Raw genomic sequence first — 23,244 nt, forward strand, 5'->3', positions numbered from 1 at the left:
GGGTCAATACATGATGCAAAAAAAAAACGACTCCAGAGGGAGCCGTTTCGGTGTTCTTCAGATTAGCGCATTAACTGTGTTTATGCTGATCGCGGCGGCAGCGTTTATCGAAATGGCGCACCCACCAGTATCGGTCGCAAACCTGCTCATGGCCACTGACGCGAGCCCCCGCCAGCCACAGCACCGCACCAAGAAAAATGCTCAGCACCGCACCATGCGCAAAGTATTGTGGCAGGTCAAGCTGCGGCAGCTGGTTTAAAATGGAATAACCGACGCCAACAACCATGACCACCAATCCCAACCCCATTAGCACGTTACCGAGTAACGAAGCGTTTCTGCGTTTCATGTGTCACCTCCGGAGCTTTGGGTAGCAGGGGAATAATCACCCTAATCCTTGTGTGTAAAGTATAGACAACACCCCTTTTGTTGATTGCGTGGGGGATCACATTTATGCACATCGGGGCAACAAAACTTTACAAATAAACCTTTGAGTAGCATGAAATTCTAATGGTTCAGGCGCGGTATTATTCAGATTCTACGCGACGGCGCGCAGAACTTTGTCAACCGACGCGGCAAACAGTACACTACGCGCCAGACTTAGCACTTTCAGGAATAAAAACGTGACGATTAAACTGATTGTCGGCCTGGCCAACCCCGGCGCGGAATATGCGGCTACTCGACATAATGCGGGCGCATGGTATGTCGATCTGCTGGCAGAGCGGTTACGCGCTCCCCTGCGTGAAGAATCTAAATTCTACGGGTTTACCTCACGGATTAACCTGGCCGGAGCCGATGTGCGTTTGCTGGTGCCGACCACGTTTATGAACTTAAGCGGTAAAGCCGTTGCCGCGATGGCGACCTTCTACCGTATCAACCCGGATGAGATCCTGGTGGCGCACGACGAACTGGATCTGCCGCCGGGCGTAGCAAAATTCAAACTTGGCGGCGGCCACGGCGGACACAACGGCCTGAAAGATATCATCAGCAAACTGGGTAATAACCCCAACTTCCACCGCTTACGCGTGGGGATTGGTCATCCGGGCGATAAAAACAAAGTTGTCGGTTTTGTCCTCGGTAAGCCACCGGTTTCCGAACAGAAACTGATCGACGACGCGGTAGACGAAGCGGCGCGTTGCACCGAAATCTGGCTGCAGGATGGTTTAACCAAAGCCACCAACCGTCTTCACGCTTTCAAAGCGCAATAACCGGCGCGAGGCGCCTTTTTTGCCCCGCTGGCTACGGGTTACGTGTATAATAGGCGTAGTTATTTACTTTTCTTCGACTCGTTAATGTTAACGTGTTGAATATCAAGATATTAAGGTGATTCAGAAATGGGATTCAAATGCGGTATCGTTGGTCTGCCTAACGTTGGCAAATCCACCCTGTTTAACGCGCTGACTAAAGCGGGCATCGAAGCGGCTAACTTCCCGTTCTGTACCATCGAGCCAAACACCGGTGTCGTACCCATGCCCGATCCGCGTCTGGATCAGCTTGCGGAGATCGTGAAGCCGCAGCGTATTCTGCCGACCACCATGGAGTTCGTGGACATTGCGGGCCTGGTAAAAGGCGCATCGAAAGGTGAAGGTCTGGGCAACCAGTTCCTGACCAACATCCGCGAAACCGAAGCGATCGGCCACGTAGTGCGTTGCTTTGAGAACGACAACATCATCCACGTGAATAACAAAGTGGATCCGGCTGACGACATCGACGTCATCAACACCGAGCTGGCGCTGTCTGACCTCGACACCTGCGAGCGTGCCCTGCAACGCGTGCAGAAAAAAGCTAAAGGTGGCGATAAAGACGCAAAAGCGGAACAGGCTGCGCTGGAAAAATGTCTGCCACAGCTCGAAAACGCGGGCATGTTGCGCGCGCTGAAAACGCTGACTGACGAAGACAAAGCGGCAATCAAATACCTGAGCTTCCTGACCCTGAAGCCAACCATGTACATCGCCAACGTCAACGAAGACGGTTTCGAAAACAACCCATACCTTGATAAAGTGCGCGAAATCGCGGCGGCGGAAGGTTCTGTGGTTGTGGCTGTCTGTGCCGCGGTGGAATCTGATATCGCCGAGCTGGACGACGCCGATCGCGAAGAGTTCATGGCCGAGCTGGGTCTGGAAGAGCCAGGCCTGAACCGCGTTATTCGCGCCGGTTATGAACTGCTGAACCTGCAGACTTACTTCACCGCTGGCGTGAAAGAGGTGCGTGCCTGGACCATCCCTGTCGGCGCGACTGCGCCACAGGCGGCAGGTAAAATCCACACCGATTTCGAGAAGGGCTTTATCCGTGCCCAGACTATCGCCTTTGAAGACTTTATCACCTACAAGGGTGAGCAAGGCGCGAAAGAAGCCGGCAAGATGCGTGCGGAAGGCAAAGACTACATCGTTAAAGATGGCGATGTGATGAACTTCCTGTTTAACGTCTAAATGGCGCCTATTGTCTCATGGGATCTCAATACATTTCATGAAGACTGAAAAACTTATAAAATCCACGCGGTTGCGTGGATTTTTCTTTTTATGATGTCTCACACAATCACATAGAAAAGCAGTAAAAAATGAGTACAGGCATGAGTACAATAACGGTATAAGAAATATACAAGAACTCGCTATACTCGCTGACGCGCAATTCCGTACTGCCAAGCCGAAAGAAAAACTCTATCTACTCAACGACTTCAATAGTCTCTGCCTCGAAGTGAAACCCAACGGCAAAAAGGCATGGCGCTATCGGTTTAAACTCAACGGCAAATCCAGCATGTTCGCGTTGGGTGAGTACCCAACGGTACTCGATCTTCTCCTGAGCATCTTCCAGTGACAGGAACCAGTGCACATTCAATCATTCTTGACGGAGGCTGCTATTAAATGACTCGACCAGCGCATTATCTGTTGGCTTTCCCGGTCGTGAGAAGTCCATCGTCACCTTATTTTCATACGCCCATCTGTCCTGCGATTTTGAGATAATTTCACTGCCATTGTCTGTCTGCAACCGGCGTGGTACACGGGGCTTCATTTATATACCGTACGACTCTGCATCATTAGACGGCAACCACGGCGCAGACTAATACGATATGCGTCCAGCAGGTAAGCCACCGCCTCCCGTTTCTGGACGGGCCTCAGAACTTTTTTCGAATGATATCCTGGAGCATTTCCTTATCCAGACTGGGGTCTGCCACCAGACGACGGAGCCGCTGGTTTTCATCCTCCAGTTGCTGCAGACGGCGCAGTTCTGTCACGCCTATCCCGCCAAACTTTTTCTTCCAGTTATAAAAGGTGGCTTCAGAAATGCCCATCTTTCAGCAACCTTCCTCCATCCAGAGCAACATCAATGCGGGTTACCCAGGATCTTGCTAACAGACGGTAGAAAATGGGACCTCCCCCTATGTTAGTAATGTCTTCATAACCTACATGAGGATTCCCCATGAAGAAGCGTTTTGTACCAGCGTATCGCAAAAGATACTCTTAAGGCTCATCACCGTTAGTGTCGAGCAGGAACGTGAGCATGTCCATAAAACGCGATGGATAAGAAGGAGGGATAATACGGGCTACAGATGGTGTGTCTGATTTACCGGGCTTGCGTTTTCTGGGCTTTGCTGCGGACTATATTAATAAATTTCTAGGGAAATTAACACATTGCAGAGTATAGAATGGTATACCGGTCATGAATACCATCGGAACGGCGAAGCCATGACGCTCGCCCTATAGGAGTGCTACGTTTTCCGCCGAAACAATGAAATAAGATGTTAGAATGCCCGTAAGACCTGCACCACAACGATTTGAATGCCCTGAATGCCGATGGCATAAAGTCACTGCGCCTCGCATTGATGCTCTAATTCGTGGCGTCGATTTTTTTGATACATGTCCACGCTGTAAAAATGAGCGCCTGATAGTGAAGCCTTTAAGTATTACTCAGGAGTGGCTTCAACGCCTGCTGCCAGGACACTGATTGCCGTTGCCCGTGTTATTACCTTGCTTATTTAACAGGATAAACCTGTTTTCCAGATGAATTAACTGAAAGGGACAGACAGTAATGCTAAAGAATCAGCAGCAATTTGCAGAATATTTGCAAAAGCTCGGCACGCTTCTGCATGAGTCACAGATTTCCTGGGATCGCAATTTAGTTGCTCAGGTTGAAAATACTCAACTTCTTCTCCCGGTTATTGGCGCGTTTAGTGCCGGGAAAAGCTCACTGCTCAATATGTTTATGGGGGCGTCGGTGTTACCTGTAGGTATTGCTCCGGAGACGGAACTGGCAACAGAGCTACATTTTGCCAAAGAACCGTGGTTGCAGGCTATCCGCCACGACGGCAGCGAAGAGCGGCTGACACCCGAAGATCTCCCGCAGGTGAATAAAAAGTCCGCTGAGTATTCCCATTTACGCCTTTATATCAACAGCCCAGCGCTGGAGGCCATTGCGCCCCTGATCCTGGTGGATATGCCCGGCTATGGCTCGTCATTAGAAAATCATAACAAAGCTCTGTCTTATTATCTGCCGCGCGGGGTACATTTTATTGTGGTGACAAGCGTTGAAGATGGAACCGTCACCCAGTCTATGCTGCGCAATCTCGATCATATTAAGACATACGAAAGTGATTTCTCATTTATTCTCAGCAAGACCAATTTGCGTGCGCCGGAACAGGTACAGGAAATTTCGACGTATATCGATGAACAGCTCCAACTTTACTTCGGGACAGAAAAACAGATTATTGCGTTGGGTAACCAGTCTGCGAACGCACTGAGCGACTTGCTGGGAGCGGTTGATCCTGAGCGTCTCTTTCACAATCTGTTTATCAATCGTCTGAAGGATCAACATTTCGATCTGATCAATCAGGTTAATTTCGCCAGCAATATCGTTAAAAATAGCGAAAACAGTAATGCCGATGCCCTGCGCGCTCTTGAAGGTGCATTAGCGGAGCTGGTTGCGCAGCGCGATAAAACAGAGCGCGAAATGAATTTTCGCTTCTCTGCCCCGCTCGTCACACGTTGTATTAACGCCATCGAACATGATCTCACTAATCAGGTTGACCGACTTGCCTATCTCTCTACGACGCAAAATGCCGCTCCAGCACTGGAGCGCGAGATATCCGATATTATTCGTGGCAATTTAACCGAAAAAATAAAACGTGAAATGGATCAAATCTCGTCTGAGTTGATCGATGAACTGTCGCTGAGCCTGGCAAAAAATAATGCCATGATGGTCACACTGGATCCAAACTGGGTGACTAATATTACTGAAAAAACAGAAGGAAAACTGAAAGCAGTCAGCAGTTTCCTGGAAAGCATGAGCAGCAATTTTGCCGCGAAAGAAAATGCAGGAAAATATTACCGCCTGCTCTCCACCGTCCTGGCCGTTACGACAAATGTGCTTAACCCGGTGCTGGAACTGGTTATTGTCTTTTTACCCGATATTCTTCGCCTGTTCTCTGCGTCCAGTGCCCAGGAGCGCGCACGTGCTAATTTGTTAAACACGGTCTTCCCTGGCATAAAAAGTGAGATGAGAAAGGCGCTACCCGCCATTGTAGACGAACAGTTAACCATTCTGTTGAACAACGTCAGCAACGAATTTGAAGGCCAGATTAACCAGCAAAAAACACTGATTGCAAGCTATCAACACGAACAGGCCCAGCAGCAGGACGTGATTAGCCAGCAACTGGAAACGCTCCAGGCGCTGTTGGTCGAAATAAAAGCGTTAGCAACAACCTATTTATATCGTTAAACAGGGCAAGAATATGGACTATCACTCTCTGATCGCTAAGACACGCAGGCTCGAAGCCCTGTTTTCTGATGTACATGACCTTTTCGAGCAGGAAATTCAGCTGCTAAAGAATAAGCACCTTCTTGATACCGCCACGTCACTGGAAATCGCGTATACGAATCTGAATAAAGAAGGTCGCCAGCTGAACATTGGTGTCGTTGGACGCGTTAAGGCTGGAAAATCATCGCTGTTGAACGCCCTGTTTTTCGAGGGGGAAAATATTCTGCCGAAAGCGGCCACCCCCATGACCGCAGCACTAACAACGCTAACTTGGGGCGAAACATTTCACGTTACCATTGAGTTCTTTACCCCGGAAGATATTAAGCAGATCGAACTCAATGCGAATACCTACCGCTATGAACTTAAAAGAATAAAGGATCGGAAATACGAAGACTTTGCGGCAAGGGCGACGACATCGCAACCGCTTGATGAAGAGAAAATAGCCAGTCTCATTCACAAACAGGCTCTTGCTGAGATCCAGAATACCCTGCCAGAATTGTGCGCTGCCTTTGATCAATTTGAACGCATGCAGCAGTCAGGGCTGAACCATAGCGATCTACAACATGTCGGGATTATTGAGCCAGAAAGCCGGGAAGCCCTCTCCGCAGAATTGCTCAATTATGTCGGAGCAAGCGGAAAATATATGCCTTTTACCAAAGTAGTGCATATTGCCATGCCGCTTGATTCGCTTAAGGATATTCGCGTCATCGATACACCGGGGATGAACGATCCCGTCCAGTCTCGCGAAGCGCGTACGGTTGACCTGCTAAAAACCTGTGACGTGGTCTTTATTGTCAGTCCCACCGGCCAGTTTTTAAATGAAAACGATCTGGAGCTGATGGGGAGAATTACGGCTAAGGAGGGCATTCAGGAGCTAGTGCTGCTGGCAAGCCAGGTCGACACGCAACTTTACGGCAGTGAAAAACGTCCCCGTATCAGTGACGCACTCGATAATATTAAAAAATTACTCACTCAGCGGGCATCCACCACTCTGAGCAGCCTCAAGCGCAGCTACCCGGAAATCGGCACCGTCTTTAATGCCATTATTCGCTCGCCCGAGCAGCATTTGATGCATTGCTCAGGGGTCGCGCATGGGCTTTCACAACGGCTTGAGGATCCCGCCTGCTGGGATGCTAATGAAAAAACTACCTGGGATAATCTGACGCATGATTACGCTGATTTTTTCAGCGCTGAAAATCATGAACTAACACGTAACAGCCTGGCAGCGCTGGCGAACACCGACAATATTCTTAAAAGACTTGATGCGGTACGGCGGAAAAAAGATGAAATTATCGCGCAAAAAATGCAGGCATTATTGACGCGTAAAGAACAGACGTTTAACGCGTTTATGACAGAACTGCAAAACCAAATTGAACAGCGTATTACGCTCATCAACAGCACTGACCTTGACGCGCTGGTGAAACAGCGTAAACAATTACAGTTAAAACGTAACGTGCTGGACAAAAAACTCAATGTCACCTACATCAATTGTTTAAATCAGTATTATCACGGGGTCACTACCGGATTAAATAACGAGGCAGATAAACTCTTTACGCAGGCCAATAATTCAATCGATGAGCAAACATCCAGCGAAACCACGCAGGAGATCCGTGATAAATCTGGCGCAGGAAACTGGCTGGCACGTAAGCTGTGGGGCGGCGGTACGGAAACGATCACCCGCACCAGTAAAGTGGTCTTGACCGCTCAGGTTTATGCTGCGCTGCAAGGCGTGACGAATGATTTTGCCAAAAAATTAATGCATGCGTACCATAAACAAACCGCTGATTTAGATAAAAAAATCAGTGCCGAAATCACGCCGCTTGTTGATAAAACACTGGAAGGTGAATGTGACCCTAATATGATCGCAGACACGGTGCTGACTGTTCTCTCAAAACTCGAACCGGCCTCTTTCTCCCCTGAAATTGAGATACCCTCAGAATTACAACCTCGCGGGAAATTAAAAGGCGCACATGCCGAAGAATATATTGATTTTGCCAATAATTTTTCGGCCAGATTTCGTGTCGAGATTTACGGAAGTATTGAGCGCTTTTTTGAGAAGGCGAAAAAGTCAATGTCGATACCGGTATCTGATGTTTTCGTCGGTGAACTGGATTTAAAAATTCTGCAAATCACCAACCAAGTCGAAAACGGTACCCAGACCATTGAGCGCCTCAGGCGTTTCTCTGCACAATTGCTGGAGAAAGCATGATGACCGAATCTCTGCAGATCAATCAGACAGTCTATACCGACCTTCAGACCCTCAGCCATTTCTGGTGCTTTAAGCGCAAACCGTTGGCGTCGGCCATTTCGCAGATGCTGAGTGATTTTGAAGCGCAGGTGAATGAGCAGATATCAGACCTGACACTGGGCCACCAGGAAAGGCTGGCATTACTGGAAACGGAGCACAGCGAGCAGATTTCCGACCTGACGCATCGTCATCAACAGGCGCAGGACGCACAAAAGCACTATTTAACCGCCAAAATAAATGAGCTTGAGGCGCAACGCATTGTGCAGTTCAGCCGCAATGTGCAGTTAACAGAGCAGGTTGCTTCGCTGAATGAAAGCGTTATTGAAATGGAAGCATTGCTTTCAAAAAACCGTGCCAAGATGCAGGTTTTGCAAGAGTTAAAACACGAACTGGACACCACCCATCAGCAGCTACAGCAGGATTATACCCAGCTTCATCAGGATAATCTGACGCTGAACGAACGCTTCGCGTTGGTGCAATCCATTCTGGCGGCAAGCCCCGCCAAAAATCCTGGCCTTGATACGTTCCGCAACCTGCTCAATAACAATTACGCCCAATTCGCCGCAGAAGAGTCGTCGCTTGCCAATGAAGCGGGAGCCTTGCTGGCGCTGCAAAAAATCGCCAGCGAACTCGAACAAGCCAATGCTTTCCCACCGGCGTCGGGAAAAACCCTCATCGGGGTGGCCGGGGGGTTCAGCAGCGGGAAATCGGAGTTTATAAACAGCTTTATTAAAGACGGCAGCATCAGGTTGGCGACCGGAATGAACCCCGTAACGGTGATCCCAAGCTTTGTAGTTTGTGCCCCGTACTCACGGATTTGCGGCTATGCCCACAATGGTGGCAGCGTAACCCTGAGTAGTAAGATTTACAAAGCGCTCTCACACGATTATATCGCTGCTTTTGGCTTTGATCTTCGCAGTATTATGCCAACTATCAGCCTGCAAGCGCCGATGGACGAAGTCCTGTTCGAGAATATCTGTCTTATCGATACTCCCGGATATAACCCCGGTTCAGGTAGTCTGGCCGAAGCTTCCGACAGGGACACCACCGTAAAATTTCTTCAACCCTGCTCTGCGATGATCTGGGTGATTGGTCTGGATCCTGCGGGAACAATCTCACAGACAGACATCGAGCTTATTCGCCAGTTACCTTTCCAGGGCGAAGATCTGTATCTTATTCTGAACAAAGCAGACGTGAAATCCCAGGAAGATATTGCAGCCATTATGGAGACAGTAGCCGATGAACTGACTCTGGCTGACATCCGCTGCGCCGGAATGACTGCATACTCATCAACGCGAAAACGGCATTATGCGACGTCCGGCCTGACTTTTGATGACTTCTTACTGTCCAAAAATAAGCGGCATAACATTACATCGGGCTATACAGAAAAGATCGCCTGCGTATTTGACCTTTATGACAAAGCACTAAGAGATGATCTTGAACGTATTCAGCAACTTCGGGTGAAGATTAAAGATCTACAGCTGAAAACTCTGAAAGAATCCGGGGCTAGTGGGTTAAAAGAAATAAACCATATCACCGATTTCTTAAGCCAACAACTTGGCAATGAAAAGCTATTGGCAAAACTTATCGCGCAGTCGAAACAGCTAAATGCAGCCTTCTCTGCGGCTGCAAGGCAGGTTATTTCTGTTATTCAGCAAGGTGAAGCAGTGCAATAAACGGCGAGAAACCAGACATCCACGCGGTAGCGTGGATGTGACAAGGGTTTCGGGAAAGGATTAGGGACACCGGGAATGTCATCGGCTTTAAGTTGTTGGTAGAACGATGTGATTGGGCTTACAAAAACCTCTCGATACTATCCTTTATACTTTATAGAACTCTTTAAATCGCCAGGCGCAATCGCATCCTTGCCCAACAGCCATGCGCTTCTGGTAGTATTCAGGGACTCGAGTGCTCGCTGCGTTAAACATTTGATTGATACAGGCTTAATCATGAATTTACAGGGATCGTTGCATACAGGGAACAAGAGCGAATAGTTGCATGTCAGCTCTTTAAACCATTGGGGTTGAGCTAATGCTTGTTTTGACAGAGGTACAATATGAGTTCTACGCATTTTCATGCGTTCTTCAAGGACTCCCAAACTGCGTTATCAAACCCACCTCACGCCGTTCCCTCGCTCATAGCTCTCCAGTTCTGAGACTTATCAGGATGAGCAAATGTTCCCCAGTAATATAATCGGACGTCCTGAATAAGAGTTAAGGGTGGTATAGAACTCGAGCAGCTTGTTAGCCTTGAGGAATGGATACTTAAAAAACCAGGGAGTGGTGTGAAAATAGCAGTCGAACTCACATCCTTCCTATTACGAACGTGAACCAACTTAAAAATGAGTACACACATGAGTAAAAATAAAAATAAAATTTAATAAATCAATAAAAATCAATGGAATAAATATTAAATCACTGTTCAACGTCTGAGTTCAGGCATCTGCGGATGCCTTAGCAGACCGATTAAAATTCACGCCATGGCGTGGATTTTTTTCATCAAAACCATTATCAATCTCCTGAAGAATAAAACCCTCTCCTGTACGCCGCAGGCGTTGTCGACAGCTGATTCCTGAAGTGATGGCGCATCGTCGCCACGCTGCCAAACCCCACCTCCCCCGCGATACGCTCAATCGACAGCTGGCTGTTCTCCAGCAGATCCTGGCTGCGGCTCAGGCGGGCATGGAGCAGCCACTGGGCGGGCGTCTTGCCGGTGGTGGCGGTAAAACGGCGCAAAAACGTGCGCGGGCTCATGCCGACATATTTTGCCAGCGAATCGACGGTGTGGGGTTCGGCAAGCCGGGCATGGAGATAATCAAACAGCGCACCAAGGCGATGGCCTTCATAAGCGACAGGCACCGCCTGCTGGATAAATTGCGCCTGGCCGCCGTCGCGATGCGGCGAGACCACCAGCCGACGCGCAACGCGGTTGGCCGCCACGCTGCCATAATCCCGGCGTACCAGATGCAGGCAGAGATCGATACCCGCCGCGCTGCCTGCGGACGTCAGGACATCGCCGTTATCGATATACAGCACGTCAGGCGTCACCTGGATGGCGGGATAACGCTGCTGCAGCAGATCGGTGTATCGCCAGTGGGTGGTGGCCTGGCGGTTGTCGAGTAAGCCAGCGGCGGCCAGCACAAACACCCCGGAGCAGATAGACAGGATCCTCGCTCCACGACGATGCGCCGCGCTAAGCTGCTCGCACAGCGCGGCGGGCACCGGGACATCCGCCCCCCGCCAGCCGGGTACGATGATGGTTCCGGCCTCCGCGAGCAGCTCAAGCCCGCCGTCCACCACCAGCCTGAAACCGCCTGTCGCACGCAGTTCACCCGGATCAACGCCCGCCACCGCAAAGCGATACCAGTTGTCGCCCATCTCAGGGCGGGCCAGGGCGAAAATTTCGACGGCAATGCCGAATTCAAACGTGCACAGGCCGTCATAGGCCAGCGCTACTACCAGAGGATTTGTCATCATCGCCCTCACTGTTTTTTGTCATGATCTTGATGTTATCTGGCATTTCTGCCAGCTGTCAAAACCGCTTCCCGGCCGTAGAGTAAAGACTCAATTCTGGAGGTGTTTATGAGCTATGTAACTGATTATCCTGCTGCGTCAGCAGAAACTGCGGCGAACCATTTTTTACAAAGACTGAGCGTGGAAACAGATTGCGACGATGTCCACACCGCGTTCAAAGAGGGAGATGTCGATTTTGTGTTATTACACGTGGTTGGCAGCCCGGAGGTGTTTGCCCGCCGTCATATTCCGGGGGCTCTGCATCTCCGTCATCGTGATATTACCGCGCAAAGAATGGCGGAGTGGCCAGCAGAGACCTTGTTTGTGGTCTATTGCGCAGGGCCGCACTGCAACGGTGCCGACAAGGCGGCGCTGAAGCTGGCACAGCTGGGGCGACCGGTAAAAATCATGATTGGGGGGATGACCGGTTGGGCCGACGAAGGTTTTGCTTTTAATCTCCGGTAAAAACAGCGCCCCGTTAACCTGCGGGGCGCCAGGATCATTCACCTGCCGGATGCAGGGTAGATGGTCTGTTCCGGCAGCACCCGGCGGTCAAAGCGCCGTAAGCCATAGTAAAGCGCCGCGGTGCAGAACCAGCCAATCGCCCAGGAGACGTCATTGTCGGCAAAAATCCAGGTTAACGAGCCGTGCCAGAGCGGGTTTTCAATAAAAGGTAGCTGGATCAACACGCCAACGGCATAAACGCTGATTGCCAATATATTCCAGTGCCCGTAACGGCCACGCGCATCGAAAAGCGCCGGAATATCTACCGCTTTACGTGAAATAATGAAGTAATCAGTCAGACTGATGGCGCTCCACGGCACGAAAAAGGCCAGCAGGAACAGCAGGAAATGAGTGAAGTGTTTCAGGAATGCCGGCTCGCTCAGTAGCGCAATCACGCAGGAAATAGTCACCATCAGCACGACAAAGGCGATGCGGCTTTTCTGGCTCAACGTGGTCTGCTGGCGAAAGCCCGAGACGATGGTGGTCAGCGACATAAAACTGCCGTAAGCGTTAAGGGTGGTAAAGGTGATTTTGCCGAAGCAGATCGCAAAGTAGATCACCATTGCCATCGCCTCGCTTTTACCCAGCCCGACAATGTAACTCACCTCATGTCCCTTGAAGGCGCTGCCGGCAATCGCCGCGGCGATCACGCCAAGCGTCATCGAGGCCTGGGTACCCAGCACCGTGCCGCTGAAGACCGACAGAAAGGTTTTCATCCCGGAGACGTCGCGCGGCAGATAGCGGGAGTAGTCGGACACGTAGGGGCAAAAGGCAATCTGCCATGACGATGAGAGCGACACCGCGAGCAGGAACATCGGCATCGAGAAGTGGTTGTTTTGCACAATGGCGCCCAAATCGCTGGACATCAGCAGGGTGATAAACAGATAGGCAAACGCCAGCACCCCCACCACGCTCGCCACCTTGCCGAGCTTATGGATCACCTTATACCCCAGCACCGCAATCACGATAATGATCGCGCTGAACAGGATCATGCCCGCCACGTTCGACACCGACAGCAGCCTGGCCATCGCCTGTCCGGCAAGCACCGTCCCGCTGGCGGAAAAGCCAACGTACATTACGCATACCAGCATTAGCGGAATGACGGCACCCAGCACGCCAAACTGGGCGCGGCTGATGATCATCTGCGGCAGACCGAGTCGCGGCCCCTGCAGGGCGTGAAACGACATCAACACCGCGCCCAGTATCTGCCCCACCAGCAATCCGATAATGGACCACACCACGTCGCCGCCCAGCACGACCGCCAGCGCCCCGGTCACAATCGCGGTGATCTGCAGATTGCCGCCAAACCACAGCGTAAACTGACTGAAGGGGTGTCCATGACGCTCATTATCCGGAATGTAATCAATGGATCGCGTTTCCGATATCCGCGTCCCGCTTTTCTTAGACTGCGTTTCTGAAGACGAAAAAGACGACATAGTTTCCTCTCTGAGTGGATGATTCATGGCCGCCAGACCCTCTGCCTGTACCCACGCAATGCCATATGACAGGACTTGTATATACAACCATTGACATTCCCTCACACGCATCAGATGAGGAATTTGTGAGCTGAACTGTGAATAATTTGTAATTAATATGAAAAATATCTGTATCTCATACACGGCATCAGTCCACACTCAGATGAGGCATTACCGCTACTGGCACAATTTCCGCGCCATCACCCTTACCCGCTTAAGACAGGAGTGCAGATGAGTAATAACAGACGAGCGGTGCCCGGCATTCGCCATTACGCCGGTCCGGCGGGCGGCTGGGGCGCGTTAAAAGCCACGGCGATTGCCGTGCGCACCCAGATGGATGCCTTTGACGCCCCTGCCACCCTGCTGCGCACCAACCAGCCCGACGGCTTTGACTGTCCGGGCTGTGCCTGGCCGGACAAAGAACACAAATCCACCTTTCAGTTCTGCGAGAACGGCGCTAAAGCGGTGACCTGGGAAGCAACCACAAAGCGTGTCACCCCGGAATTTTTTGCCGCGCACGCCGTCAGTGCCCTGTGGGCGAAAAGCGATTTTGAACTCGAGGGCTACGGACGTCTGACCCATCCCATGAAGTACGAGCCGCAGAGCGACACCTTCCGCCCGGTGGCGTGGGAAGACGCCTTTGCCCGTATTGGCGAGGTGCTGCGCAGGCTGGCGCCGGATGAGGTGGAGTTTTATACCTCCGGGCGGGCCTCGAACGAAGCCGCGTTCCTGTATCAGCTATTTGCCCGCGAGCTGGGCACCAATAATTTCCCCGACTGCTCCAATATGTGCCATCAGGCCACCAGCGTCGGCCTGCCCCGCTCCATCGGTATTGGCAAGGGTACCGTCTCGCTGGAGGATTTCGACCACACAGAGCTGGTTGTCTCCATCGGGCATAACCCTGGCACCAACCATCCGCGCATGATGGGCACCCTGCACGAACTGGCCCGCCGCGGAGTGCCGATTATCGTCTTTAACCCGCTACGTGAAACGGCACTGGAGCGCTTTGCCGATCCGCAAAGCGTGCGGGAGATGGCGACTTACAGCGCCACCGATATCGCCTCAACTTACTATCAGGTAAAAGCCGGGGGCGACGCCGCCGCCTTAAAAGGGATTGCAAAACATCTGCTGGTGCTGGACGCGCTGGATCACGACTTTATCGCCGCCCATACCCAGGGTTTTGCCGAATTTGCCGCCGATATCGCCGCCACCGGCTGGGAAGCGATTGAACGCGAGTCCGGACTGAAGCGCGAAGATCTGGAGAACGTGGCGCACCTCTACGCCCGGTCCAGCGCCACCATCATCACCTACGGCATGGGCATCACTCAGCATAACAAGGGCACTGCCAATGTGCGCCTGATAGCCGATCTCCTGCTGCTGCGCGGCAATTTTGGCAAGCCCGGCGCGGGTATCTGCCCGTTGCGCGGCCACTCCAACGTGCAGGGCAACCGCACGGTAGGGATCACCGAAAAGCCGACCGCAGCGTTTCTGGACAAACTGGGTACGGTGTTCGGCTTTACTCCACCTGTCGCCCATGGCCACGACGCGGTACAGGCCGCTCAGGCGATGATCGACGGCGAGGCAAAAGCGCTGCTCTGTCTCGGGGGTAACTTTGCGGTTGCCATGCCCGATCACGACAAGGCGTTTCCGGCGCTGAAAAGCCTCGATCTCAGCGTGCATATCGCCACCAAGCTGAACCGCACTCACCTGCTGGTCGGCAAGGAGACGTATCTTCTCCCCTGTCTGGGGCGTACCGAGCTTGATATGCAGCAGAGCGGTCAGCAGTCGATCACCGTCGAAGATTCCATGTCGATGGTGCATGCCTCCAGCGGCAGGCTGAAACCGGCCTCTCCCTGGCTGCGTTCGGAACCGGCCATCGTCGCCGGGATCGCCCATGCCACTCTGGCGAACAGCAAAACCGACTGGCTGGGGCTGGTGGAAGATTATGACCGTATCCGGGATCGTATCGAGCAGACCCTCCCCGGCTTTGAGAACTTCAACGCGCGCATCCGGGTGCCGGGGGGTTTTCGTATGCCCCTGCCGCCGACAGAGCGCATCTGGCCCACCGCCAGCGGCAAAGCGATGTTCTCCCTGTTTGATGGCGTTAGCGAAAACACTCCGGGTGAAGGCGAGCGCGTGCTGCGTCTGGTCACCTTACGTAGCCACGACCAGTACAACACCACCATCTATGCGCTGGATGACCGCTATCGCGGGGTGTTTGGTCGGCGTGACGTGCTGTTTATGAACGAAGCGGACATGCAGCAGCTGGGGCTCGAGCATGGCGATCGGGTGGATATTCACACTGCCCTGCCCGGCTCAGACCAGCGTCTGGACGACATCACCCTGGTGGCCTACAGCATTGCGCCCGGCACGGTCGCCGCCTATTACCCCGAAGCTAACGTGCTGGTTCCACTTAATTATCTTGATAAAGAGAGCGGTACGCCATCATACAAATCGGTACCCGTTCGCCTGACCCTGCGTTCAAAACAGATCCGCGCCCTGTAATCACCTCCTCCTGACCGATCCGGCGTTACGTCCGGATCGGTGACATTGTCTCCGTGTAGACACTATAGCTTTTTTAGTCCACACTGAGACATATCCACCTTATCCGTAGCGGGAGCATTCCATGACCAGGCATCTCAATCCGGCCTCTGACACCTGCGGCGATCGCGATCTGATCGCCATACGGGCGGCGATGAACATTCTCGATAAGTGGGGCTGCACTCCCGAGCAGCAGCAGAACATCCTGCAGCTCTCCCGGGCGGCGCTGTATAAGTATCGTCACGGCGACACCAAATCCGCTACCCTGAGCCGCGACCAGTTAACCCGCATCAGCTATCTGCTGAATATGCACTCGGCGCTGCGCATTGTGTTCAGCAACCCCGAGAACGTGTATGGGTTTATGACCATGGCCAACCACAATGCCTACTTCAACGGTGCCACGCCGCTGTCGCTGATTGAGGGCGGTGAGTTTGGCAATCTGCATGAAGTGGCGAAACGGGTGGATGTGCTGCGCGGAGGCCATGCCGGATGATCCATCCCGACATTCCCCGTACTGCGGTGGTGCCCGTCAAGGGCTACCGTCTGCTGCACACCAAATACCCTGCTATTTATGTCTTTGAAGACGTCGCCACGCCCGAGGCGTTCGACGTGCTCTATGAGATCCAGAAGCTCACCAACCCGCGCCTGGCGCATGAGGTAGGCGATCTCAGTCTGTTGCCGCGTAAAGAGTGGGTGTTAGGGATCCGCGGGGCACATTACGCCATGGCCGCCTTTACCCACGTCAACCCGGACGGCAGCCGTTTTTCCAACGGTGATTTTGGCGTCTATTACCTCGGCGACAGCAAAGCGACGGCGCTGGCCGAAATTGTCTACCACTGCGATCTCTACTGGCATAACGTACCGGAGCTGAAATTCGAACGCTTCGAGTACCGCTGTCTGGAAACCGAACTAAGCGGCTGCGCTTTTGCCGACATCACCGGCCTGCCGGATTCGCACCCCTGGTATCATCCCACTGATTACCACGAGCCGCAGCAGTTTGGTGCCAGTCTGCGCGTGGCAGGTGAGACCGGCGTCACCTACCGCTCGGTGCGCAAGCCGGGCGGTGTTTGCTGGGCGCTGCTCACCCCTAAACCCATCACCAGCATTATTCAGACTTCCCTGCACCAGATTATCTGGGACAAAGGCATCGTCAGCATCGGCCAGGTCACACCGGTCAGCAAATAAAGTTTTTCAGACGGTTTCAGCAGGCTCAACATCTAAAACAGACGTACCGTAAGAGTTATCGATAGTACACAGCCAGCGGTCGTTTTCCAGGCGGAAGACATAGGTTGCCCGGCGGATAAGCTCTGTGGTTCTGCCCAGTTCATCAGGGTAAGTAAGCTGGGTTTCCATGATCACCAGCGCATCTCCTCCGCCTTCGATGATCTGCATTTCACCCTGCTTCACGATGAGCTGATCCTGAAAATGATCGGAGATGGAAATAAAGGCGCTGCGAATATTGTCTTTGCCTCTGACGATCATTCCGGGCTTAACCACCAGCGCGGCGTCTTCAGCGTAGTGCTCCATCAGCGAGTCGAAATCTTTGGCTGAGATCGCCCTGTCACAGGCTTTGATGATCTGGCGAAGCGGGTGTTCGTACATGAGTTCTTCTCCTGTTTAGTGACTGCCTGTATTGAATCTACCATCAGACTGCCAAATGTGCAGGCCGGACAAGCAAAGCCCGTCCGGCTGGCCTTTCTGGAAGACGCCTCGCAAAGCCGAAAGTAAGCCTGTGAAATTCAGGCTTATGGCTTTTTTTCCATTTGAGCAGGGCTGTAACATATTGGCTTGCGGCATATTTGCAACCGGACTCACTTCATTGATTAACAGAAAAAGGATGTTCTATGGCTACACCAAATCAGGATAAACATGAACCCTCAGCGCATCTTCCGACTCGCAACCGGGAAGCATTGCAGACATTGATTTCTGCTGAATTGAAAGCGCGCGGCATCAGTGCAGAGGCCTATATCCGCGACCTCAAAACCGAACTGGCTGCGGTTAAAAAATGCTCCTCAGCCTCCCTGCTTCGCAAAAAAACTGAAAGAATCATCTGGACGTGTATAAGCGCATCTGACCAAATTTCTTTCAGCAAAAGGTCCAACGACTGGGCCTTATTTTTTCAGCAGATTACGCCAAAAAATACCCCGCCGCGCAGAATGCCACTACCCCGGCAATCACCGTAGCAAATAGCCCACGGGTAATAATGCCCACCAGGGTAGCGAACGCCGCCGCCAGCAGCGAAATGCTGATCCCCGAGTCCGTCATGGCGGGTTTACTCATCAGTTCGGCAGCGACCAGGGCGGCCATAATGGCGGTGGGGATAAAGCTCAGCCACTGCAGCAGCACCTCCGGCAGGCGAAAGCGGGACAGCAGCAATACCGGCACGGTGCGCATCAGGGCGGTGACCAGCGCCGAGGCGAGGATCGCCAGCACAATATTTCTTTCCATCTTATTTTCCTTTCCGGGCGCGCAACAGCAGTGTCGCCAGCGTAGCGGCAAGGGATGCGGCGACAATCACCACCAGGCTGAGCGAGCCACTTCCGGCCGTCAGGAGCGTAATCACCAGCGCGACGACAATGTTGAGGGTTTCGAGGATCTTCCTGCGGCTGGCGAACCACATCATCAGGATCAGGCCGATAAACATCGACACCAGGCTGAAGCCCAGCCCCTCCATCAGCGAGGCGGGCAGCGTGGTCGCCAGCCAGGCCCCGGCCACACAGGCGATGATCCAGTTCAGCCAGGCGGTAACATTCAGCCCCAGCATCCAGGGATAGCTGATTTTGCCCTGCGGACCGGCGCGCTGCACCGCCACGCCAAAGGTTTCGTCCGTCAGCAGCAGCCCGCTGACCACCTTTTGCAATGTGGTGTAATCACGAAAAAAGAGGCTCATGGAGGAGCTCATCAGCAGGTAGCGCAGGTTGACCAGCAGCACGCTCAGCACCACGGACGCCATCTCCGCCCCTGCCGCCCAAAGCGAGTAAAACAGAAACTGCGCCGAACCGGCGTAGAGGGCGCTGGCCAGCAGCGCAATTTGCCCGGTGGTAAACCCGGAGAGCGTGCCGATCGCCCCGGCGGCAAAACCAATACTCCAGTAGCCCGCAATGGTGGGGAGGCAGGCGGCAATACCGGCCCGAAATTCGTCCGTCGCGGACGCAGGGTGGCCGGTATTTATCTTCATCAACATCGTTTCTTCCCTTATGTGTCTGAGTCCATTAACTATCTTAAGAATCGGCAGCCATCGCTACAGAAAAATTCTTCTCAGCAGTGAAATTTATTCAGGTTATGGGAGCCAGGAAATTCAGACACTCAGTTTTAGCGAGCGAAATACCACCATAACAATGCCAATGAAAATAATGGCGATCAGTATGCTGATACAACGCATGACGGCCTGAACGGGCTCGGTCAGCCATAACGTATCCTGGATAAAAACGATGATCCAGGCCACGGTAAACTGACGGCCAAAATAACTGCTGGACGGTTTTCCCTGCTGCAAATGACACCCCAGCCATAATCCCGCGACCAGCGTCGCAATATAGACCGGGGGATAATGATGCATGAAAGGTAAAAGGATCAAACTCAATAATGTCGCGGCCATGCAACCATATAAACGTTGCCGCATTCGCTGGCTGATTTGCTGGTTTACGGGCTGAGTCGAGGCCGGAAGAATAAAGACCGCCAGCACGGAAACCATCGCCTGCCAGAATCCCGTCAGATGGAACACAAGCAGTATCGGCGTCACCAGTAACAGCGTGATCCCTGCCTGCAGGGGCAACAGCGGTCGTCGGGGTGGCTCAGGGTGACTATTTTGATGCGGCGTTGCAACCTGCCTGCGCCGGTTAAAGGGGTAAAAGAGTACTGTAATCGCAATACAGACTGCACAGCCCAGCGCCACCTCTTCGATGCGGTGAAACGTAAAGCGTAACAGGTAGCGAAATTCACTGTTCTTCTGGGCTTCAGCCATCACCATCATGGCTGTGACCGCGCCCAAAACCCAGGAATAGGACCAGCGGGACACGTCCGCCCGCCATACCGCCACGCCCCCGACAATCGCACAAAACAGGACCAGAAACGCCGCATCCTGCATAAGATATGTGGAAAGCAAGAGCGCCAGCACGCCGCCAGGCACGGTTCCCGTCACCCGGTTAAATGCCCGAACGGTTGAGGCTTTTACTGACGTATTCATCACCGCATAGCTGCTGAGTGCTGCCCAGCCAGGATAGTCAAATCCCGCCAGATCGGACAACAGCACCGACAACAACACGGCAGCGATAACCTGAACTGCGAATATTTCTTTCAGCGTTGCTGCAGCCAGACGACTTAGCCAATGTTTGAGTTGAGCGGTCGGTAAATGAAAGCTGATGTTCACGATCTGCTCCTCATTTTTATATGGCTTCTGGGAGTGTAGTTATCCATAGAGGTCAAGCAAATCACCCGGTATTACTTTTCTGGAAGGCGCCTCGCAAAGCCTTAAGTAACCCTATGTAATTCGGGGTTAAGTCTTTTTTTCAGGGGATCGGCGTCGTAGAGTGACTGCGTTGCGGCACATCCGCAACCGGGCGTAGGAACCCGTACTTCACGACATGACAATTTTCTCTAATCTGTCTTATACCCAATCTGACGAAAGCGTTATTCAGCAATTTATTCCCCTGCCCCTTCCGGCTGATGCGGTCCTCTTTGAGATTGCCGAACACTGCGCCGCACTGGTGAGCGTGCTGATTGAAACAGACGATAGCGAAACATCTACTGCTCTCTGTGAAAGTCTGCTGCGTGACCTGCGCCCCCGCCAATGTCCTTTAAGCTCCAGGCGCGGTCTCGTAGAGGCAAGTTAGTCAGGCGCAACAACGATCGTTCCATGTGTCGCGATAGATTATATTCCCTTCGATATATCTCCAGGTAATCGCCTCATAACGGAGTTCGAGCGTCTCAGGATGCGTACTACTCAAGCCATTAGGGGTGAGGTACGGCGATACCGTTACGACTTTGACGTTATCGAGGATGATATTGAAATACTCCGCCTCGATACCGGTGTCCAGGATGCGATACATCTTAATTGTCGCTTTCTTCATGACTCGTCCTTCGCACACTGCCGATAGAGAAGTGGTGTAGTTTGGTCGAATTCCTTCACTACTGTTATAGAACGATGTACTCGGGTTCCGGTGATTTTCCCCAACCTGGATCTACAGGGATGGTCACGCCGTGGGAAAAAGATTTCAGTTCAATTGAACCTAAGCGCCCAGGCATTAAGCAGCTTCCAATAACTGGCGAACCATTTTCATCATCGAGCCATAAATAAGCGGGTGTGGGCATGTAATTTTCTTATTATTGAATGATTAAACGTGGTATCAGTTAACTATTACCATTTACAGTAGCGAGTAAAAATAACGATCGTTACTATCGCAAATACACCCACAGGCCAGACTGGACTATTAGGAAAAAAATAATCCTGAAGCAACGCAAAACCAACGGTCATAATCACCGGGCCATATAGCGATGATAAAAATCTCATTTGCCAAAGTATGAATTTTTTAAGCGATTTAAGCATGGTTATCTGATCATCCTGCTGATGATGTTTGCTATATCAGAATCCGATGACAACTGTGCCTCAGATGCGCCTGCACGTTCAAATACCGGTTCAATCAGGAAATACATCATTTCTGTCTCTTGCACATAAAGCGCTGTGTAATAAGAAGAATGACGGACACGTAACCTGTTAGCGCTCTCTGCGGCTTTCTGTACTATCCCATATCCGGCAATAACTGTAGCAATTATACCTACTGCACGGCCTGTAAGGGCGCTGAGTTGTACGCTTAGATTCACCCCAATGCGGACGCTAGTTGCAACGGCTAACGCGAACCCCGCTCCTGTCAGAGAACTGGCGGCGATGTGGATGTTAACGGCCATAAGCTCTTTTTTAATGTGCTCCAGTTGATCATTGGTTTTGTATTTAAATATTTCTTCAAAGTAGATCCTGAGCATGTCAAAAACTACATCACCCTGCCGGATCATTCGAGCCACTGCATGTCTGAATCGTGCGTCCTTCAGCTTTTGTTGCTGGCAGACATCGTTATATTCATCGGTAAAACATGATGAATAATACAGAAGACGGGTAGCGCCTTTACCTAACGATTCGATTTGATTCCCGACTTGTTCCCCAACAGCTGAAACAGCGCGATCCAGCCTTAACGCGAGTATTTTATTAGCCTGCAAATAGCCAATAATTTCCCTGTTGCCCTACATAGCCGCTCCTTACTGATTTTTATTCGATGCGGCCAAATTTTAATCTTTTCATTTTATTGTGTAAATAACCGGTTTTAATTTGCGAACAACCTGTATAACAGGGCAGCTAATATTAATCGTATGAATGAATAAAAAGTTAGCTTATCTATTTACTGGAAGACGACTCGCAAAGTTCAAAGTAACCTTATGTAATTAGAGCCTATGTCTTTTATTCAAATTTTTAGGGTCGTAAAGTGGCTGCGTTGCGGCATATCCGCAACCGGGCGTAGGAACCCGTACTTCACGACACGACAATATTTTTTGTCGCGACAGCGCTCATCCCGTTAAAATCACGGTGGCGCTGGCGGAGCAGTCGAAAGGCTGGCCGTTTTTGTCGTGTACGGCATTCCTACCTCCGTCAGCGCTACCACTCATGAGCGTAGGAACTTATGGGATGGTGAGGAGATTTTTTAAAAAGGAACACGACATGACAATTTTCTCTAATCTGTCTTATACCCAATCTGACGAAAACGTTATTCAGCAATTCATTACCCTGCCCCTCCCGGCTGATGCGGATCTCTTTGAGGCCGCAGATCACTGCGCCGCGCTGGTGAGTGTGCTGGTCGAAACCGACAATAGTGAAACATGTAATGCGCTCTGCGAGCACCTGCTGCATAGTCTGCGCCAGCTTCGCGAACTCTGCGATGCCGATCTCCCGCCACACCTGGTCGCTCAGCTGATCGCGGGTGAGGAAGCCACCTCCTGCGTGCCAGAATGCTGGCAGGAAACGGCGTTACAGGTGAACTATGCGCTGGCGTTAACGCAGGCGCTTCTGGCAGGTACACTGCCACCTGGCGTGACGAAGGAACTGACGGGTTTGCTGCATGATATGGTGTGGCTGTTGGCGGAGTTTGTGCAGGAGCCGTATATTACGGCGCACTAAGCGCATTTGAAATCCGCTGAGATGCTTTTTGCGTGAGATAACCCGGTCGCAAAGACC

At 51.9% G+C, this 23,244-nt stretch carries 20 protein-coding genes and 4 pseudogenes; 12 read left to right on the forward strand and 12 right to left on the reverse strand.

Annotated elements, in window-relative coordinates; all coding sequences use genetic code 11:
• Positions 1-70 precede the first annotated feature (70 nt).
• On the reverse strand, positions 71-346 hold the full coding sequence (ychH, locus tag MXM41_RS03675; protein ID WP_325929953.1) for a stress-induced protein YchH: 276 nt from the start codon (positions 344-346) through the stop codon (positions 71-73).
• 274 nt (positions 347-620) lie between these two features.
• On the opposite strand from ychH, the gene pth reads away from it, so the two are divergent.
• From pth to MXM41_RS03690, 3 genes and pseudogenes are all read left to right on the forward strand, one after another.
• Positions 621-1,205, forward strand: a complete 585-nt coding sequence (gene pth / locus MXM41_RS03680; RefSeq protein ID WP_325929955.1) for an aminoacyl-tRNA hydrolase — start codon at positions 621-623, stop codon at positions 1,203-1,205.
• Positions 1,206-1,331: 126 nt separating this feature from the next.
• Entirely contained in the window at positions 1,332-2,426 is a 1,095-nt protein-coding gene (gene ychF, locus MXM41_RS03685; protein WP_325929956.1) for a redox-regulated ATPase YchF, read from the forward strand.
• Positions 2,427-2,607: 181 nt separating this feature from the next.
• A pseudogene (locus MXM41_RS03690) lies at positions 2,608-2,781 on the forward strand (Arm DNA-binding domain-containing protein); the annotation flags it as partial.
• Between the two features lie 54 nt (positions 2,782-2,835).
• On the opposite strand, the pseudogene MXM41_RS03695 reads toward MXM41_RS03690, so the two are convergent.
• Positions 2,836-3,289, reverse strand: a pseudogene (locus tag MXM41_RS03695) (transposase); the annotation flags it as partial.
• A 734-nt stretch (positions 3,290-4,023) separates the two neighbouring features.
• On the opposite strand from MXM41_RS03695, the gene MXM41_RS03700 reads away from it, so the two are divergent.
• The 3 genes from MXM41_RS03700 to MXM41_RS03710 are packed head-to-tail and all read left to right on the forward strand — an operon-like array spanning position 4,024 to position 9,672.
• Positions 4,024-5,709 (forward strand): dynamin family protein, encoded by a 1,686-nt coding sequence (locus MXM41_RS03700; protein WP_325929958.1) that lies wholly within the window; start codon positions 4,024-4,026, stop codon positions 5,707-5,709.
• Between the two features lie 13 nt (positions 5,710-5,722).
• Positions 5,723-7,957, forward strand: coding sequence for a dynamin family protein (locus MXM41_RS03705; RefSeq protein WP_325929959.1), 2,235 nt, complete (start codon positions 5,723-5,725; stop codon positions 7,955-7,957).
• Entirely contained in the window at positions 7,954-9,672 is a 1,719-nt protein-coding gene (locus MXM41_RS03710; protein ID WP_325929960.1) for a hypothetical protein, read from the forward strand. Before MXM41_RS03705 ends, MXM41_RS03710 begins: the two co-directional genes overlap by 4 nt.
• Before the next feature lie 272 nt (positions 9,673-9,944).
• On the opposite strand, the pseudogene MXM41_RS03715 reads toward MXM41_RS03710, so the two are convergent.
• Positions 9,945-10,259: pseudogene (locus MXM41_RS03715) on the reverse strand (integrase); the annotation flags it as partial.
• A 247-nt stretch (positions 10,260-10,506) separates the two neighbouring features.
• Positions 10,507-11,469: a transcriptional regulator FtrA gene (gene ftrA, locus MXM41_RS03720; RefSeq protein WP_325930844.1), complete on the reverse strand. Its 963-nt coding sequence runs from the start codon at positions 11,467-11,469 to the stop codon at positions 10,507-10,509.
• A 108-nt stretch (positions 11,470-11,577) separates the two neighbouring features.
• Here ftrA and MXM41_RS03725 point away from each other — a divergent pair, with 108 nt between their 5' ends.
• Positions 11,578-11,973, forward strand: a complete 396-nt coding sequence (locus MXM41_RS03725) for a rhodanese-like domain-containing protein (protein ID WP_325929961.1) — start codon at positions 11,578-11,580, stop codon at positions 11,971-11,973.
• A gap of 38 nt (positions 11,974-12,011) precedes the next feature.
• On the opposite strand, the gene MXM41_RS03730 is transcribed toward MXM41_RS03725, so the two are convergent.
• Positions 12,012-13,397, reverse strand: a complete 1,386-nt coding sequence (locus MXM41_RS03730; protein ID WP_325930845.1) for a cytosine permease — start codon at positions 13,395-13,397, stop codon at positions 12,012-12,014.
• Between the two features lie 321 nt (positions 13,398-13,718).
• Here MXM41_RS03730 and MXM41_RS03735 point away from each other — a divergent pair, with 321 nt between their 5' ends.
• The 3 genes from MXM41_RS03735 to MXM41_RS03745 all read left to right on the forward strand — a co-directional run bounded on the left by MXM41_RS03735 (position 13,719) and on the right by MXM41_RS03745 (position 17,213).
• Positions 13,719-15,992, forward strand: coding sequence for an FdhF/YdeP family oxidoreductase (locus MXM41_RS03735; protein WP_325929962.1), 2,274 nt, complete (start codon positions 13,719-13,721; stop codon positions 15,990-15,992).
• 121 nt (positions 15,993-16,113) lie between these two features.
• Positions 16,114-16,521, forward strand: coding sequence for an MbcA/ParS/Xre antitoxin family protein (locus MXM41_RS03740; RefSeq protein WP_325929963.1), 408 nt, complete (start codon positions 16,114-16,116; stop codon positions 16,519-16,521).
• Positions 16,518-17,213 carry an RES family NAD+ phosphorylase gene (locus tag MXM41_RS03745; protein ID WP_325929964.1) on the forward strand — a complete coding sequence of 232 codons (696 nt, stop codon included), beginning with the start codon at positions 16,518-16,520 and terminating at the stop codon, positions 17,211-17,213. The genes MXM41_RS03740 and MXM41_RS03745 overlap by 4 nt, the downstream gene beginning before the upstream one ends.
• Positions 17,214-17,219: 6 nt before the next feature.
• Here MXM41_RS03745 and MXM41_RS03750 read toward each other — a convergent pair whose 3' ends face one another.
• Positions 17,220-17,630 (reverse strand): YybH family protein, encoded by a 411-nt coding sequence (locus tag MXM41_RS03750; RefSeq protein WP_325929965.1) that lies wholly within the window; start codon positions 17,628-17,630, stop codon positions 17,220-17,222.
• Positions 17,631-17,872: 242 nt separating this feature from the next.
• On the opposite strand from MXM41_RS03750, the gene MXM41_RS03755 reads away from it, so the two are divergent.
• The gene (locus MXM41_RS03755) at positions 17,873-18,211 is read left to right on the forward strand and encodes a hypothetical protein (RefSeq protein WP_325929966.1); all 339 of its coding nucleotides are present in this window, start codon (positions 17,873-17,875) and stop codon (positions 18,209-18,211) included.
• Here the strand turns inward: MXM41_RS03755 and MXM41_RS03760 are convergent.
• From MXM41_RS03760 to MXM41_RS03780, 6 genes and pseudogenes are all read right to left on the reverse strand, one after another.
• On the reverse strand, positions 18,156-18,476 hold the full coding sequence (locus tag MXM41_RS03760; protein WP_325929967.1) for an AzlD domain-containing protein: 321 nt from the start codon (positions 18,474-18,476) through the stop codon (positions 18,156-18,158). The two genes, MXM41_RS03755 and MXM41_RS03760, sit on opposite strands and share 56 nt — an antisense overlap.
• A 1-nt stretch (position 18,477) precedes the next feature.
• The gene (locus MXM41_RS03765; protein WP_325929968.1) at positions 18,478-19,212 is read right to left on the reverse strand and encodes an AzlC family ABC transporter permease; all 735 of its coding nucleotides are present in this window, start codon (positions 19,210-19,212) and stop codon (positions 18,478-18,480) included.
• A 114-nt stretch (positions 19,213-19,326) separates the two neighbouring features.
• Positions 19,327-20,394, reverse strand: a complete 1,068-nt coding sequence (locus tag MXM41_RS03770; protein ID WP_325929969.1) for an FUSC family protein — start codon at positions 20,392-20,394, stop codon at positions 19,327-19,329.
• A gap of 463 nt (positions 20,395-20,857) precedes the next feature.
• A pseudogene (gene tssD, locus MXM41_RS22780) lies at positions 20,858-21,153 on the reverse strand (type VI secretion system tube protein TssD).
• 5 nt (positions 21,154-21,158) lie between these two features.
• Positions 21,159-21,335 carry a hypothetical protein gene (locus MXM41_RS22785; RefSeq protein WP_418936762.1) on the reverse strand — a complete coding sequence of 59 codons (177 nt, stop codon included), beginning with the start codon at positions 21,333-21,335 and terminating at the stop codon, positions 21,159-21,161.
• A gap of 237 nt (positions 21,336-21,572) precedes the next feature.
• Positions 21,573-22,235: a hypothetical protein gene (locus MXM41_RS03780; protein ID WP_418936763.1), complete on the reverse strand. Its 663-nt coding sequence runs from the start codon at positions 22,233-22,235 to the stop codon at positions 21,573-21,575.
• Between the two features lie 496 nt (positions 22,236-22,731).
• Here MXM41_RS03780 and MXM41_RS03785 point away from each other — a divergent pair, with 496 nt between their 5' ends.
• Positions 22,732-23,187: a hypothetical protein gene (locus MXM41_RS03785; protein WP_325929970.1), complete on the forward strand. Its 456-nt coding sequence runs from the start codon at positions 22,732-22,734 to the stop codon at positions 23,185-23,187.
• The last annotated feature ends 57 nt before the right edge of the window (positions 23,188-23,244 follow it).

Source organism: Leclercia adecarboxylata, from assembly GCF_035787115.1.
Taxonomy (GTDB): Bacteria; Pseudomonadota; Gammaproteobacteria; order Enterobacterales; family Enterobacteriaceae; genus Enterobacter; species Enterobacter adecarboxylatus_E.

Bases quoted from the DNA above. Each gene is read 5' to 3' on its own strand.
- ychH (WP_325929953.1), bottom strand. From the start codon at position 346: ATGAAACGCAGAAACGCTTCGTTACTCGGTAACGTGCTAATGGGGTTG.
- ychF (WP_325929956.1), top strand. From the start codon at position 1,332: ATGGGATTCAAATGCGGTATCGTTGGTCTGCCTAACGTTGGCAAATCC.
- MXM41_RS03700 (WP_325929958.1), top strand. From the start codon at position 4,024: ATGCTAAAGAATCAGCAGCAATTTGCAGAATATTTGCAAAAGCTCGGC.
- MXM41_RS03705 (WP_325929959.1), top strand. From the start codon at position 5,723: ATGGACTATCACTCTCTGATCGCTAAGACACGCAGGCTCGAAGCCCTG.
- MXM41_RS03710 (WP_325929960.1), top strand. From the start codon at position 7,954: ATGATGACCGAATCTCTGCAGATCAATCAGACAGTCTATACCGACCTT.
- ftrA (WP_325930844.1), bottom strand. From the start codon at position 11,469: ATGACAAATCCTCTGGTAGTAGCGCTGGCCTATGACGGCCTGTGCACG.
- MXM41_RS03725 (WP_325929961.1), top strand. From the start codon at position 11,578: ATGAGCTATGTAACTGATTATCCTGCTGCGTCAGCAGAAACTGCGGCG.
- MXM41_RS03735 (WP_325929962.1), top strand. From the start codon at position 13,719: ATGAGTAATAACAGACGAGCGGTGCCCGGCATTCGCCATTACGCCGGT.
- MXM41_RS03740 (WP_325929963.1), top strand. From the start codon at position 16,114: ATGACCAGGCATCTCAATCCGGCCTCTGACACCTGCGGCGATCGCGAT.
- MXM41_RS03745 (WP_325929964.1), top strand. From the start codon at position 16,518: ATGATCCATCCCGACATTCCCCGTACTGCGGTGGTGCCCGTCAAGGGC.
- MXM41_RS03750 (WP_325929965.1), bottom strand. From the start codon at position 17,630: ATGTACGAACACCCGCTTCGCCAGATCATCAAAGCCTGTGACAGGGCG.
- MXM41_RS03755 (WP_325929966.1), top strand. From the start codon at position 17,873: ATGGCTACACCAAATCAGGATAAACATGAACCCTCAGCGCATCTTCCG.
- MXM41_RS03760 (WP_325929967.1), bottom strand. From the start codon at position 18,476: ATGGAAAGAAATATTGTGCTGGCGATCCTCGCCTCGGCGCTGGTCACC.
- MXM41_RS03765 (WP_325929968.1), bottom strand. From the start codon at position 19,212: ATGTTGATGAAGATAAATACCGGCCACCCTGCGTCCGCGACGGACGAA.
- MXM41_RS22785 (WP_418936762.1), bottom strand. From the start codon at position 21,335: ATGCCCACACCCGCTTATTTATGGCTCGATGATGAAAATGGTTCGCCA.
- MXM41_RS03785 (WP_325929970.1), top strand. From the start codon at position 22,732: ATGACAATTTTCTCTAATCTGTCTTATACCCAATCTGACGAAAACGTT.